Raw genomic sequence first — 13,768 nt, forward strand, 5'->3', positions numbered from 1 at the left:
GGCTCCTTCGGAGAGGGCTGGCACGGGCGTCCCCTTACACTCACGCTGCGGCGTAGCCCGGCAACTGATGTCGACGGGTGATGTCAGTGTGAGCTGTTTGGGGCTCAGACCCGAGGGGATGGTGGAAACTTGTGAAGATCCTCATCAGCGCCGACATGGAGGGCGCCACCGGCGTGACCTGGCCCGCCGACGTGCTGCCGGGCACCGCGCGGTGGGAGCGCTGCCGGACGATGTTCACCTCGGACGTGAACGCCGCCGTGCTCGGATTTTTCGACGGCGGCGCCGACGAGGTACTCATCAACGAAGCGCACTGGGACATGCGCAATCTGCTCCTGGAGGAGCTGGACGAGCGGGCCCAGATGCTCACCGGCCGGCACAAGTCGCTGTCCATGGTGGAGGGCGTGCAGCACGGCGACGTGGACGGCGTCGCCTTCCTCGGCTACCACGCGGGCGCCGGCATGGAGGGCGTCCTCGCGCACACCTACCTCGCCAACCAGATCACCGGCGTGTGGATCAACGGCGTCCGCGCGAGCGAGGGGCTGCTCAACTCCCATGTCGTCGCCGAGTACGGCGTCCCCGTGGTGCTCGTCACCGGCGACGACCTGGCCTGCGAGGACGCCCTCGGCTACGCGCCCGGCGCGCTGAAGGTCGCCGTCAAGGACCACGTCTCGCGGTACGCCGCGGTCTGCCGCACCCCCGCCCGCACCGCCGCCGACATCCGCGCGGCGGCCAAGGACGCCGCCGCGCTCGCCGTGCGCCACGAGCCGGTGGTGGGCGGCCCGTTCACCGTGGAGGTCGAGTTCGACGCCGAGCACCTGTCGATGGCCACGACCATCGTGCCGGGAGTGCGCCGTACGGGGGAGCGGAAGGTCGCGTACGACAGCGAGACGATGTACGAGGGGATCCGTACCTTCAAGGCGGTTACGACGATCGCCTCCGCCGCCGTGGAGGAGCAGTATGGCTAGCCAGCAGCAGGACCAGGAGCAGGAGGCCGGGCATCGGTCCCCGGTGGACGCGCGGGCCCTCGACGAGGTCGTCGCGTTCACCTCCGAGCTGATCCGCATCGACACCACCAACCGCGGCGGCGGCGACTGCCGCGAGCGGCCCGCCGCCGAGTACGCCGCCGAACGCCTCGCCGACGCCGGCCTGACCCCGACGCTCCTGGAGCGCACCCCGGGCCGCACGAACGTCGTCGCCCGCATCGAGGGCACCGACCCCGGCGCCGACGCGCTGCTCGTCCACGGTCACCTGGACGTCGTACCCGCCGAGGCGGCCGACTGGAGCGTGCATCCGTTCTCCGGGGAGGTCCGCGACGGCGTCGTCTGGGGGCGCGGCGCGGTCGACATGAAGAACATGGACGCGATGATCCTGTCCGTCGTACGGAACTGGGCGCGCGCCGGTGTACGGCCGAGGCGGGACATCGTCATCGCCTTCACCGCCGACGAGGAGGCCAGTGCCGAGGACGGCTCGGGGTTCCTCGCCGACCGGCACGCCCCGCTCTTCGAGGGCTGCACGGAAGGCATCAGCGAGTCGGGCGCCTTCACCTTCCACGACGGGCGCGGCAACCAGCTCTACCCGATCGCGGCGGGGGAGCGCGGCACGGGCTGGCTCAAGCTGACCGCGCGCGGCAAGGCGGGCCACGGCTCCAAGGTCAACCGCGCCAACGCCGTGAGCAGGCTGGCCGCCGCCATCGCCCGCATCGGCGAGCACCGCTGGCCGCTGCGGATCACCCCGACCGTGCGCGCCTCACTCGTCGAACTCGCCGCGCTCTACGGCCTCGAACCCGACCCCGAGGCACCCGGCTTCGACGTCGACGCCTTCCTGGAGAAGCTCGGCCCGACCGCCGCGCTCGTCGAGGCGACCGTCCGCAACAGCGCCAACCCGACGATGCTCCAGTCGGGTTACAAGGTCAATGTGATCCCTGGGGAGGCTGTGGCCTATGTCGACGGCCGCTTTCTGCCCGGCGGCGAGGAAGAGTTCCGCCACACGCTTGACCTGCTCACAGGCCCTGACGTCGACTGGGAGTTCCACCACCGCGAGGTGGCGCTCCAGGCGCCGGTCCACTCGTCGACGTACGCGAAGATGCGGGCGGCCGTCGAGGAGTTCGCACCCGAGGGGCACGTCGTGCCGTACTGCATGTCGGGCGGCACCGACGCCAAGCAGTTCTCGCGGCTCGGCATCACCGGCTACGGCTTCTCGCCGCTGAGGACACCGGAGGGCTTCGACTACCAGGCGCTCTTCCACGGAGTCGACGAGTGCGTCCCCGTCGACGCGCTGCACTTCGGCGTCCGTGTCCTCGACCGCTTTCTGCGCACGGCCTAGGGAAAATGGGGGAAGTAAAGGACATGATGCAGACCCGGCCGTACGGATCATGGCCGTCGCCGATCGACGCCGAGCTGGCCGCCACCCACGACGGCGCTCCGGGGTACGTGGGCTTCGTCGGCGCCGAGGCGTGGTGGACCGAGCCGAGGCCCATCGAGGGCGGGCGCCGCGCGCTGGTGCGGCGGCTGCCCGACGGCGAGGAGCGCTCGGTGCTGCCCGCGCCGTGGAACGTGCGCAGCCGCGTCGTCGAGTACGGCGGCCGCCCCTGGGCCGGGGCCGACCGCCCCGAGGGCCCGCTCCTCGTCTTCGCGAACTTCACCGACCAGCGGCTGTACGCGTACGAACCCGACGCCCCGGACGCCGAGCCCCGGGCGCTGACCCCGCTCTCGTCCGTGGGCGGCGGACTGCGCTGGGCCGACCCGGTGCTGCGCCCCGAGAGCGGTGAGGTCTGGTGCGTCCTGGAGGAGTTCACCGGCGAGGCGCCCACCGACGTGCGCCGGGTCATCGCCGCGGTGCCGCTCGACGGCTCCGCGGCCGAGGACCGCGCCGCCGTGCGTGAACTGTCCGACGGTGCCCACCGGTTCGTCACCGGGCCCCGCCTCTCCCCGGACGGCACCCGCGCCGCCTGGATCGCCTGGGACCACCCCCGCATGCCGTGGGACGGCACGGAGCTGGTGCTCGCCGAGGTGCGCGGCGACGGCACCTTCGGCGCCGCACGCACCTTCGCGGGCGGCCCCGAGGAGTCCGTCGCGCAGGTCGAATGGGCCCGGGACGGGCGGCTGTTGTTCACCAGCGACCGCACCGGCTGGTGGAACCTGTACCGCGCGGCCCCCGACGACGCGCGTCACGTCCAGGCGCTGTGTCCGCGCGAGGAGGAGTTCGCGGGCCCGCTGTGGCAGGTCGGCCTCAACTGGTTCGCGCCCCTGGAGACCGGGCTCATCGCCGTCGTGCACGGCAAGGGCGCCACCGCGCTCGGCATACTCGACCCCGAGACCGGCGAGGTCGTCGACGCGGCGGGCCCCTGGACGGAGTGGGCCTCGACCCTCGCCGCGCACGGCCCCCGCGTGCTCGGCGTCGCCGCGAGCCCGCGCAGCGCCTACGAAGTCGTGGAACTGGACACGGGCACCGGCCACGCCCGCGTCGTCGGCGCCGCCCACGACGACCCGGTGGACCCCACGTACTACCCCGAACCCCAGATCCGCGCCTTCTCGGGCCCGGCCGGGCGCACCGTCCACGCGCACGTCTACCCGCCCCACCACCCCGGCCACATCGCGCCCGACGACGAGCTGCCGCCCTACGTGGTGTGGGCGCACGGCGGCCCCACCGGCCGCTCGCCCCTCGTGCTCGACCTGGCCATCGCTTACTTCACCTCGCGCGGCATCGGCGTCGCGGAGGTCAACTACGGCGGCTCCACCGGCTACGGCCGCGCCTACCGCGACCGGCTGCGCGAGCAGTGGGGCATCGTGGACGTCGAGGACTGCGCGGCCGTCGCCCTCGCCCTGGCCGACGAGGGCACCGCGGACCGCGCCCGGCTCGCCGTCCGGGGCGGCAGCGCGGGCGGCTGGACCACGGCCGTCTCGCTGACCACCACCGACGTGTACGCCTGCGGGACGATCATCTACCCGGTGCTCGACCTCGCCGCGTTCGCCTCCGGGGAGACCCACGACCTCGAATCGCGCTATCTGGACTCCCTCGTCGGACCGCTCGACGAGGTGCCCGGACGGTACGGGGAGCGTTCGCCGCTGGAGCACGCCGACCGCGTCACCGTCCCCTTCCTGCTCCTGCAAGGCCTCGACGACGTGGTCTGCCCGCCCGCGCAGTCCGAGCGGTTCCTCGCCCGCCTGGAGGGGAGTGGCATCCCGCACGCCTACCTCGCCTTCGAGGGCGAGGGACACGGCTTCCGCCGCGCCGACACGATGGTCCGCGCCCTGGAGGCCGAACTCTCCCTGTACGCCCAGGTGTTCGGGATCGATCTGGCGGGGCCCGTGCCGACCCTGGAGCTCGGCAAGTGAGAGCCCTCGCCCGGCCCGCGCGCCTCATACCCGGCGCGCGGGTGGCCGTCGTCGCGCCGAGCGGCCCCGTCCCGCCGGAGCGGCTCGAAGCGGGCCTGGACATCCTGCGCGGCTGGGACCTGGAACCCTTCGCCATGCCCCATGTGCTCGATGCGCACCCGGAGTTCGGCTACCTCGCGGGGACCGACGCCGACCGCGCCCGAGACCTGGAGCGGGCGTGGTGCGACCCGTCCGTGGCCGCCGTGTTCTGCGCACGCGGCGGGTACGGCGTCCAGCGCATGGTGGACCTCGTCGACTGGGCGGCGCTGCGGGACGCGACCCGGGCGGCCGGTCCCAAGGTGTTCCTCGGCTACAGCGACATCACCGCGCTGCACGAGGCGTTCGCCACGCGGCTCGGGCTCGCGACCCTGCACGGCCCGATGACCGCGGCGGCCGACTTCCTCAAGAACGCGGCGGCCCAGGAGCACCTGCGCACCACCCTGTTCACCCCGGAGGCCGCCCAGGTCATCACCGCGCCGCGGCGCGCGAGGGCGCTGGTCGGCGGCCGGGCCCGGGGCGTCACGCTCGGCGGCTGCGTCTCGCTGCTCGCCTCCGATCTCGGCACACCGGGCGCGCGGACGTCCGCGCGCGGCGGCCTGCTCTTCCTGGAGGACATCGGCGAGGAGCCGTACCGCCTGGACCGGACCCTCACCCAACTCCTGCGCTCCCGCTGGCTGGAGGGCGTCGCCGGGATCGTGCTCGGCTCGTGGCAGGAGTGCGGGCCCTACGACGAGGTGCGGGCGCTCCTCGCCGACCGGCTCGGCGGACTCGGTGTGCCCGTGGTCGAGGAGTTCGGGTTTGGACACTGCGACGGGGCGCTGACCGTGCCGTTCGGGGTGCCGGGGCGACTGGACGCGGACGCGGGCACGGTGACGCTGGACGTACCGGCGCTCGTCTGACGCGCGCCGACCGCCGTCCGGGGCCGTCGGGGCGCGCCCCTGCACGGAATCTCCCGCCAGAAACCGCCGTCACGGTCGTTGACCGTGCTCTGACACGTGTCACACCATGAGCGGGGCCGGTACGTACCAGTCGGTAGCCCCTCAGCGTGGAGGTTCCCTTGTCCCGTCGCCGTGCCCTGACCCTCGCCGCAGCGGCGGCGCTCGCCGCGCCGCTCGCCGTCGCCGCGCCCGCCCCCGCGGACGCCCCCGCCGCCGGAGCGAGGGGCGAATTCACCGTCACCGCGCTGAAGTTCACCGTCGAGGCGGGCGGCCGGAGCTGCACGGTCGACGCCGACCTGTACCGCCCCGCCGGGGTGGACGCGGCGCATCCGGCGCCCGCGGTGCTCTCCACCAACGGCTTCGGCGGCAGCAAGTCCGATGGGTCGACCGCCGCGGCCGGCAAGGCCTTCGCGGCGCGCGGCTATGTCGGGCTCGTCTACTCGGGCCTCGGCTTCGGCAAGTCCGGGTGCCTGATATCGCTCGACGACCCGCGGATCGACGGCAAGGCCGCCTCCGCGCTCGTCGACTTCCTCGCGGGTGAGCGGGCCGCCGACGACGGCACGAGGGCGGACTACGTCACCGCCGACGGCGAGGGCGACCCGCGCGTCGGCATGATCGGCGGCTCCTACGGCGGGGCGATCCAGCTGGCGACCGCCGCCGTGGACCACCGCGTCGACGCCCTCGTACCGATGATCACCTGGCACGACCTGGCGTACTCCCTCGACCCGAACAACGCCGCCGACCGCGAGGTGCCCGGCGCCGCCAAGTGGCAGTGGATGAACGGCTTCTACCTCATCGGCGAGGGCCAGCCGCTGCTCGTCCCCAACCTCGACCCCTCCCGCATCAACCGGCTGGACTGCCTGCACTTCGTCACCAAGGCCTGCGAGACGATCCGCACCCTCAACTCCGGCCGCTATCCGGCGGACAGGACCAAGGCGCTCCAGGAGTTCGCGCGCGGCGTCTCCCCGGTGTCGTACCTGAGCGAGGTGAAGGCGCCGACGCTCCTCGTGCAGGGCCAGGCCGACAGCCTCTTCAACCTCAACGAGGCCGAGGCGACGTACAAGACGCTCAAGGCGCAGGGCACCCCCACGAAGATGATCTGGCAGTCCTGGGGCCACAGCGGCGGCGTGCGCGACGCCGCGTCCGGCGAACTGAACCTGGAGGCGGGCAACTTGGAGACGTCGTACGTCGGCCGGCGCGTCCTCGCCTGGTTCGACCGCTACCTCCACCGGAAGAAGGACGTCGACACCGGCCCCGCCTTCGCGTACTACCGCGACTGGATCGACGACCCGGCCCATACGTACGCGACCGCGTCCCAGGTGCCCGCGCCCCACCGGAAGCTGTACCTCTCCGGAGACGGCAAGCTCGTCGACGACCGCGCGAAGGTGGCGCGCGGCAGCCGCGAGTACCGCAACTGGCTGGTGCCCACGAGCCATTCGGAGTCCTCGCTCGCCGGCATGCTCGGTCTGCCCGACCCCGCCCCGTACGACACCAAGGGCACCTACCTCGACTGGACGACCGAACCCCTCACCGACGCGGTGGACGTGGTCGGCGTCCCCAGGGCGACCCTGAAGGTGCGCTCGCCGCGGACCGAGCGGGTGCAGCACTCCGGGGACGCGGCCGACAAGCTGGTCCTCTTCGCCAAGCTGTACGACGTCGCGCCGGACGGCACGAAGACCCTGGTCCACCGGCTCGTCTCGCCCGTGCGGGTGCCGGACGTGACGAAGCCGTTCACCGTCTCGCTGCCCGGCATCGTGCACCGCTACGAGAAGGGCCACCGGCTGCGCTTCGTGGTGGCGGCGAGCGACGGGGCGTACCTCGGCAACAAGGGCGTCAAGCCGGTCACGGTGACCAGCGAGCCGCGGGACACCGGCGTCCTGGAGCTGCCCGTGGTCGCCCGCTGACGTCACCCGCATGGCCCACCGCCCCACCCCGGAGGCACACCCACCGCGCGCGAACCCGGCCCGGCCACCCATGCTGGTGCCGGGGGAGGCCGGACGTACCTCCGACGGAAGGGTCCACATCATGAGCCCCAACACCTCCACGGGCGGCTCCAGGAGCCGCGGCTCGGGCGGCGGGCTGATGACACCCGGCAGGGTCGCCGTCGCCGCCGTCGCCGTCCTCACCCTGGTCTTCATCTTCGAGAACACCCGCAGCACCAAGATCCGGCTGCTGATCCCCGAGGTGACCATGCCGCTGTGGATGGCCCTGCTCGGCACGGGACTGATCGGCGCCCTGTGCGGGGCCTACTTCATCGGGAGGCGCAAGTGAGGGTGCGGTTCCAGCGGGCGGGCGTGATCGCGGGCGGCGCGCTCGCCGCGACCGTCATGACGGTCACCACCGCGGCGGCGGGCCCGCCGATGCCGGATTTCCGGGGGCGGGGCCTGGTGCACGTCTTCTCGACGCTCGACTACCGCACCCGCGTCGACGTCCATGACGTCAGCGGCTACCACCGCACCGTGCTGTGGCCCCTCAACTGGAAGGTGTGCTCCCAGTCCCCGGCCGCGGGCCGTCAGCTCAACGGGCAGGCCGTCACGATCGGCGTCGTGAAGAAGAGCGAGCGATGCCCCGGGAAATGACCCGGGGCCGGACCTCCGCGCCGCCCGGATAGCGTGGCCCGATGCCCGACAGCACCACATATCTCGCCGAAGGCCCCCGCGTGGGCATACGCCACTTCGCCGCCGCGGACTCCGCCGAGTTCACCGCCCGTACGCGCGAGAGCCGGGCGTTGCACCGCCCCTGGCTCTTCCCGCCCTCCTCGGACGACACCTATCGCGCGTACGCGGCGGCGCTGAACGAGGACCCGGCCAGAGCGGGTTTCCTCGTGTGCGAGCGCGACAGCGGGGCCATCGCCGGATTCATCAACGTCAACAACATCGTCCGGGGCGGCTTCCGCAGCGGGGCCCTCGGCTACGGCGCGTTCGCGCACGCCGCGGGGCGGGGTCTCATGCGCGAGGGACTCGGGCTCGTCATGGCTCACGCCTTCGGGGAGCTGCGGCTGCACCGCCTGGAGGCCAACATCCAGCCGGGCAACGCGCCTTCGATCGCCCTCGTGCGCGGCCGGGGCTTCCGCCTGGAGGGCTTCTCGCCGGACTTCCTCTACGTCGACGGGGCCTGGCGCGACCACGAGCGCTGGGCCGTCACCGCCGAGATGGTGCCGGACGCGGGAGGCTCAGCGGCGTGACGGTTTGCGGTTGATCTTCATGGTGTCCATGTCCGTCACCGTCGACCGCAGGTCCCGGAAGCCGTGGCCCGCCTCCCTCAGCCGCGTCTCGGCCTCCTCCTCGGCGAGCGCCGCCGCCATCTCCTCGCCGTCCTCGGCGTCCGAGAGCAGTTCGTAGCGCAGCGAGAAGTGCTTGAGCGCGCGGTCGTAGGTGAGGGTGCCCTCGGGGGTGAACTTCATCTGGGCGAGGCCGTGTTCCTCTACCTCCGCGAGGAGCGCCGCGCGCGACGCGTCCGTCAGCTCGTCCCACGTACCCCGGACGATGACTCGGTAGGTGTGCTGCGTGCCCATGTCCTCGCGCTCTTCTCTCTCGCTTGCAGGTCCACGGCCGAAGGCGGCCGTCGAAAGATCCAGCGTACGGCGCCTCCGAGGGCGGCGTCCTTGGGAGGTCTTTGCGCAATCCTGACCCGAAGGCCCCCTGGGCGGCGCCTCCTTGACCGTGTTCCATGGTGATCGTGAAGACCACCGTGCGCCGTGACGAACTGACCCTGCCCGTCGCCCCCACCGGTCCCGAGAACCCCCTGCCCCCACTGCGCCCCCTCGGCGACACGCACACCCTGGACGAGCGCGCCAAGGACGGCCTGCCGCGCGACATGGCACGCCAACTCGCGTACGAGCCACTGCGCAGCCTCCTGCCCGTGCGCCTCCTCGACGGGTACGGGCGCGAGCGGACCGACACGCGCCTCGACACGCTCGTCATCGAGAACGACCGGCTGCGCGCCACCGTCCTGCCCGGTTACGGCGGCCGGGTCCACGCCCTCTTCCACAAGCCGACCGGACGCGAACTGCTCTACCGCAACCCGGTGTTGCAGCCCGCGAACCTCGCGCTCAACGGCGCCTGGTTCTCCGGCGGCATCGAGTGGAACATCGGCGCCACCGGCCACACCACCCTCTCCTGCGCGCCCGTCCACGCCGCGCGCGTGACCGCACCCGACGGCGGCGACATGCTGCGCCTGTGGGAGTGGGAGCGGCTGCGCGACCTGCCCTTCCAGGTGGACCTGTGGCTGCCGGAGGGCTCCGACTTCCTCCACGTCGGAGTGCGTGTGCGCAACCCGCACGAGAAGGCCGCGCCCGTCTACTGGTGGTCGAACATCGCGGTGCCCGAGCAGCGCAGGGTGCTCGCCCCGGCCGACGAGGCCTGGCGGTTCGCGTACGGGGGCGGTCTGCGGAAGGTGCCGGTGCCCGAGTCCGACGGCGCCGACCGCACCTACCCGCCGCGCAGCGAGTACCCCGCCGACTACTTCTACGACGTGCCGGACGGCGCCCGGCGCTGGATCGCCGCACTCGACGAGGACGGGCACGGGCTCGCGCAGACCTCCACGGACCTGCCGCGCGGCCGCAAGCTCTTCGTCTGGGGCACCGGCAGCGGCGGCCGGCGCTGGCAGGACTGGCTCACCGAGCCCGGCACCGGGGGCTACGCGGAGATCCAGTCGGGCCTCGCGCGCACGCAGCTGGAGCACGTACGCCTGGACGCCGAGGCCGAGTTCAGCTGGCTGGAGGCGTACGGGCCGCTGTCCGCGCGGGCCGGTCTCGTGCACGGCGACTGGGCGGACGCGCGCGGCGAGACCGAGGCGCGGCTCGCCGAAGCCCTGCCCAGGGAGGCCGTCGACGCCGCGTACGAGGCCTGGCTGGCCTGCGCCGACAACGAGCCGGGGGAGGTGCTCGCGGTGGGCTCCGGCTGGGGCGCGCTGGAGGTTCTGCGCGCCCGGCACAAGTTGCCCGGCACGCCCTTCGACGAGTCCACGCTCGGCCCCGAACAGGCGCCGTGGCTCGAACTGCTGCACTCCGGGGCCGTCCCGGAGCCGCGCGAGGCCGCGCCGCCCGGGCCGACACTCGTGGCACGGCACTGGCGCGACATGCTGGAGACCGCGCCCGCACGCCCGCTCACCGAGTACCACCTGGGAGTCGCCCAGTGGCACGCGGGCGACCGGGCGCAGGCCGTACGCAGCTGGGAGCGGGGCCTCGAACTCGCCTCCTCCCGCTGGCCGTTGCTGCGCTGCCTCGCCGTCGCGGACAGTGTCGAGGGCCACCTGGAGCGGGCCGCCGACCGGTACGCGGAGGCGTTCGACGACCTGTGCGATGGCCTGGGCGAGGAGCGGCGCGACGACGGTGCCGACTGGACGGCGGCGACGGCCGCGCTCGGCCGGGAGGCGATCTCCGCGCTGCTCGCCGCGGACCGCCCGGAGGCGGCGCGCGCGGTGTGGAACCGCCTCCACGCGACCACCCGCGCCGAGGGTCGCTTCCGCCTGGTCGAGGCCCAACTCCTCTATGCCGAGGGAGACATGGCGGCGGTGCGCGCGGTCTTCGACGAGGGCTTCGAGGCGGCGGACCTGCGGGAGGGCGCCGAGACCGTGGGCGACCTGTGGAAGGCGGCGACGGGCGGCGAGGAGATCCCGGCGCGCCACGACTTCGGGATGCGGCCGCCGGGGGAGTGAGGGGCCACTCGGATCTCAGGTCGCGGTGACGCGGCGGTCCGCGTACTCGAAGACGGCGCCGTCGGGGTGGATCGCGATGAGGTTGCGCCCGGCGGGGGTGGGGACGGGGCCCGCGATGACACGGGCGCCGGACGCGTTCAGTACGGCGTACGCCTCGTCCACGTCCTGCACCGCGATGGTCGCCGAGACCTTGCGGAGGATCTCCAGCTCCTGCTCCGGGCCGCTCATCAGCAGAAAGCAGCCGATCGCGGCCACGGAGACGCCGCCTCGTTCGAAGCGCATCGCCTTGCCGCCCGCGAGGCGCTCGTAGAAGGCGACCGAGGACTCCAAGTCCTCGACGCAGATGCGCAGCGTGGTTCCCAGGATCTCCATGATTGGAACGCCCTCACCTCTGTGGCCTGCCAACGGCTCCGCAACGATTTCATGATTGCCCGCTCCCTCGCCACCGTCTCCGCATCCGCGAGCAGGAGGGCGGCACCGTCCGGTGCCGCCCTCCTGTCGTGATCCGTCGCCGGTCGCCCTTCGTCAGGACTGGGGACGGCTGCCGTGGTTCGCGCCGTTCTTGCGGCGGGCCTTCTTCTTGCGACGTCGCTTCGAGGACATGGATACCTCCGTGGTTCGGGTGGTGCTTCCCGGGTGCGAACCCAGGCGATCATGCGCCGCCTACCCAAGGGGTGATCCCGTTATGGTGTGGCCTGCGTCACACCGCGTGGGGCGGTGTGTCGTTACCCGCCGCGCGCGCCGGGTACCCGGGACTTCATGACTGGCTTCGAGAAACCACTGACCGGCCTCGACAAGCAGCCGTTCGACAAGGCCCTGACCGACGAGCTGGTCCGTACGATCCGCAGCGAACTGCGGGAAGAACTGCGGAAGGAATTCCGTGAGCAGACCCGGAAGCAGCGGCGCAAAGCGGCGTTCTACGCCGGGTCCGGTGCCACCGCGTTCTACGCGGGCGCCGCGGTCGCTCTGGCCGCGGGCCTCGCGCTCACCCTGGTGCTGCCCGACTGGGCGGCGGCCCTGATCGTGGGTGCGCTGCTCGCCCTCGCGGCGGTGCTGCTGCGCAACGCGGCGCGCCCTGCGGTGCCTCAGGCGGCTTCCGCTCCCTACGGGGATCCGGCGGGGTCTGCCGGAGCAGCGGGGGCAGCCCCGGCCGTCCCCCCGGGCGGCCCCGCCGTGCCCGCGCCGCCGCCGATGCCGCCCACGGTGCCTGCCGTGCCCGCAAGGGGCCCCGAGGTGCCGGGGGCGAGGGGCGGGGAGCGCGGACAGCACTGAGAGGGTGCCTCCAGGTGCCGGCCAAGGCAAGCGCAGCGCACGCCCAAGGGGGGCCCCGCGAAGCGGAGGCGCGGAGCCGGGGCTCTCACACCACCCGGAACTCCTCGACCTCGTCCGTGCGCAGCTCAAGACCGTGCCCGACGCCCCCCTCCGGGCGGACGACACCGCCGGTAGGGTCGAGCGCCCCGGCGAAGAACATCGACTCGATCCGCACATGGTCGTGGAACCACTCGACGTGCCGCAGATTCGGCACGCACGCGGCGACCGCCGCATGCGCGTGCGGCGCGCGGTGCGCCGAGACCTCCAGGCCGTGCGCCTGCGCGAGGGCCGCCGCGCGCAGCCACTCGGTGAGGCCGCCGCAGCGCGTGGCGTCCACCTGCAGACAGTCCACGGACGGGATCATGCGCGCGAAGTACGGCAGGTCGTAGCCGTACTCGCCCGCCGTCACGTCACACACCAGCGCGTCCCTGACCAGCGCGAGGCCCCGCAGGTCGTCCGACGACACCGGCTCCTCGAACCAGCCCACGCCGTATTCGGCGAGCACCCTGCCCACCCGTACCGCCTGCTTGCGCGTGTAGCCGCCGTTCGCGTCGACGTACAACTCGGCCTGGGGGCCGATGACTTCACGCGCGGTGCGCACCCGCGACACGTCGCGGCCGGCCTCCCGGCCCCACCCCTCGCCGATCTTGATCTTGACGCGCGGGATGTGCTGGCCGTGCACCCAGCCGTTGAGCTGCGCCGCCAGATGGGTGTCGTGGTACGTCGTGAAGCCGCCGCTGCCGTAGACGGGAACCTCGTCGCGGGCCGCGCCGAGCAGCCGTACGAGGGGCAGTTCAAGGAGGCGGGCCTTCAGGTCCCACAGGGCGATGTCGACGGCCGAGATCGCGCAGCCGGCGGCGCCGGGGCGGCCGGTGTCGCGCACCGCCTTGGTCATGGCGTCGTGGGCGGCGGGGATGTCGAGGGCGTCCCGCCCCAGGACGGCCGGGGTGAGCTGCTCCTCGACCAGCGCGGCGACGGAGGCGGGCGCGTACGTCCAGCCGGTGCCCGTCGCGTCGCCCGCGGTGATCTCGGCGATGACGACCGTCGTGGTGTCCCAGGCGAAGGTGCCGTCCGCCTCGGGTGCGTCCGCGGGCACCGTGTACGCGGAGACGACGGGCCGTTCGATCGCGACTGCGTCCTTCATCTGGGACTTCCTCGGTTCGTGGTGCGGGTGGGGCTCCGGGGGTGTGCGTACGGGAGCGGGGCCGCGCAGCGCGCGGTGGCCGGAGGCAGGGGGATGCGTCTCCGGTGCGTCGGTGGGAGCGGGGTCGGATACGGCTCCGGGTAACCCTGAGACGCCGTGACAAACGGTCTCCGAACGCCGCCGGACCTCGGATTTCGGCCTGCCCCTTGGCGCCCCCGCCCCCGGAGTTTGCCGTGCGCCGCGCCCGGGCACGCGGGAGGTTCCGACCCCCGTCCGGAGGCACAGAGGCACACCATGAGCCGAGTCCTCAAGCACGGCCGCCCCCGGGTGGCCATGCCGGGCGA

At 73.1% G+C, this 13,768-nt stretch carries 13 protein-coding genes; 10 read left to right on the forward strand and 3 right to left on the reverse strand.

Features of this window, described 5'->3' with window-relative positions:
• The first annotated feature begins 131 nt into the window (after nucleotides 1-131).
• From DMA15_RS32100 to DMA15_RS32135, 8 genes are all read left to right on the forward strand, one after another.
• A complete protein-coding gene (locus DMA15_RS32100) occupies nucleotides 132-965 on the forward strand; it encodes a M55 family metallopeptidase (protein ID WP_125516189.1) in 834 nt (277 codons plus the stop codon).
• Nucleotides 958-2,322: a M20/M25/M40 family metallo-hydrolase gene (locus tag DMA15_RS32105; protein ID WP_125516190.1), complete on the forward strand. Its 1,365-nt coding sequence runs from the start codon at nucleotides 958-960 to the stop codon at nucleotides 2,320-2,322. Before DMA15_RS32100 ends, DMA15_RS32105 begins: the two co-directional genes overlap by 8 nt.
• 26 nt (nucleotides 2,323-2,348) lie before the next feature.
• On the forward strand, nucleotides 2,349-4,334 hold the full coding sequence (locus DMA15_RS37735) for an LpqB family beta-propeller domain-containing protein (RefSeq protein ID WP_125518144.1): 1,986 nt from the start codon (nucleotides 2,349-2,351) through the stop codon (nucleotides 4,332-4,334).
• Nucleotides 4,331-5,272 carry an LD-carboxypeptidase gene (locus DMA15_RS37740; RefSeq protein WP_125516191.1) on the forward strand — a complete coding sequence of 314 codons (942 nt, stop codon included), beginning with the start codon at nucleotides 4,331-4,333 and terminating at the stop codon, nucleotides 5,270-5,272. Before DMA15_RS37735 ends, DMA15_RS37740 begins: the two co-directional genes overlap by 4 nt.
• 158 nt (nucleotides 5,273-5,430) lie before the next feature.
• Nucleotides 5,431-7,215 (forward strand): CocE/NonD family hydrolase, encoded by a 1,785-nt coding sequence (locus DMA15_RS32120; RefSeq protein ID WP_240660060.1) that lies wholly within the window; start codon nucleotides 5,431-5,433, stop codon nucleotides 7,213-7,215.
• A 121-nt stretch (nucleotides 7,216-7,336) separates the two neighbouring features.
• Nucleotides 7,337-7,582, forward strand: coding sequence for a hypothetical protein (locus tag DMA15_RS32125; protein ID WP_125516193.1), 246 nt, complete (start codon nucleotides 7,337-7,339; stop codon nucleotides 7,580-7,582).
• Entirely contained in the window at nucleotides 7,579-7,890 is a 312-nt protein-coding gene (locus DMA15_RS32130; RefSeq protein WP_240660061.1) for a hypothetical protein, read from the forward strand. The genes DMA15_RS32125 and DMA15_RS32130 overlap by 4 nt, the downstream gene beginning before the upstream one ends.
• A 41-nt stretch (nucleotides 7,891-7,931) precedes the next feature.
• Nucleotides 7,932-8,495, forward strand: a complete 564-nt coding sequence (locus tag DMA15_RS32135) for a GNAT family protein (RefSeq protein ID WP_125516194.1) — start codon at nucleotides 7,932-7,934, stop codon at nucleotides 8,493-8,495.
• Here the strand turns inward: DMA15_RS32135 and DMA15_RS32140 are convergent.
• Nucleotides 8,484-8,825, reverse strand: coding sequence for a DUF6204 family protein (locus tag DMA15_RS32140; RefSeq protein WP_125516195.1), 342 nt, complete (start codon nucleotides 8,823-8,825; stop codon nucleotides 8,484-8,486). The two genes, DMA15_RS32135 and DMA15_RS32140, sit on opposite strands and share 12 nt — an antisense overlap.
• A 155-nt stretch (nucleotides 8,826-8,980) precedes the next feature.
• Between DMA15_RS32140 and DMA15_RS32145 the strand changes: the two genes are divergently transcribed.
• Entirely contained in the window at nucleotides 8,981-10,969 is a 1,989-nt protein-coding gene (locus DMA15_RS32145) for a DUF5107 domain-containing protein (protein ID WP_125516196.1), read from the forward strand.
• Nucleotides 10,970-10,984: 15 nt separating this feature from the next.
• Here the strand turns inward: DMA15_RS32145 and DMA15_RS32150 are convergent, their stop codons facing one another.
• Nucleotides 10,985-11,341 carry a VOC family protein gene (locus DMA15_RS32150; protein WP_125516197.1) on the reverse strand — a complete coding sequence of 119 codons (357 nt, stop codon included), beginning with the start codon at nucleotides 11,339-11,341 and terminating at the stop codon, nucleotides 10,985-10,987.
• Nucleotides 11,342-11,728: 387 nt separating this feature from the next.
• Between DMA15_RS32150 and DMA15_RS32155 the strand changes: the two genes are divergently transcribed.
• Nucleotides 11,729-12,241, forward strand: coding sequence for a phage holin family protein (locus DMA15_RS32155; protein ID WP_125516198.1), 513 nt, complete (start codon nucleotides 11,729-11,731; stop codon nucleotides 12,239-12,241).
• An 85-nt stretch (nucleotides 12,242-12,326) separates the two neighbouring features.
• Here DMA15_RS32155 and DMA15_RS32160 read toward each other — a convergent pair whose 3' ends face one another.
• A complete protein-coding gene (locus DMA15_RS32160) occupies nucleotides 12,327-13,424 on the reverse strand; it encodes an enolase C-terminal domain-like protein (RefSeq protein ID WP_125516199.1) in 1,098 nt (365 codons plus the stop codon).
• Nucleotides 13,425-13,768: the final 344 nt, after the last annotated feature.

This window comes from Streptomyces sp. WAC 01529, assembly GCF_003945545.1.
In the GTDB taxonomy this organism is placed as follows: domain Bacteria; phylum Actinomycetota; class Actinomycetes; order Streptomycetales; family Streptomycetaceae; genus Streptomyces; species Streptomyces anatolicus.

Bases quoted from the DNA above. Each gene is read 5' to 3' on its own strand.
- DMA15_RS32125 (WP_125516193.1), top strand. From the start codon at position 7,337: ATGAGCCCCAACACCTCCACGGGCGGCTCCAGGAGCCGCGGCTCGGGC.
- DMA15_RS32150 (WP_125516197.1), bottom strand. From the start codon at position 11,341: ATGGAGATCCTGGGAACCACGCTGCGCATCTGCGTCGAGGACTTGGAG.
- DMA15_RS32160 (WP_125516199.1), bottom strand. From the start codon at position 13,424: ATGAAGGACGCAGTCGCGATCGAACGGCCCGTCGTCTCCGCGTACACG.
- DMA15_RS32105 (WP_125516190.1), top strand. From the start codon at position 958: ATGGCTAGCCAGCAGCAGGACCAGGAGCAGGAGGCCGGGCATCGGTCC.
- DMA15_RS32135 (WP_125516194.1), top strand. From the start codon at position 7,932: ATGCCCGACAGCACCACATATCTCGCCGAAGGCCCCCGCGTGGGCATA.
- DMA15_RS32145 (WP_125516196.1), top strand. From the start codon at position 8,981: ATGGTGATCGTGAAGACCACCGTGCGCCGTGACGAACTGACCCTGCCC.
- DMA15_RS37735 (WP_125518144.1), top strand. From the start codon at position 2,349: ATGCAGACCCGGCCGTACGGATCATGGCCGTCGCCGATCGACGCCGAG.
- DMA15_RS32155 (WP_125516198.1), top strand. From the start codon at position 11,729: ATGACTGGCTTCGAGAAACCACTGACCGGCCTCGACAAGCAGCCGTTC.
- DMA15_RS32140 (WP_125516195.1), bottom strand. From the start codon at position 8,825: ATGGGCACGCAGCACACCTACCGAGTCATCGTCCGGGGTACGTGGGAC.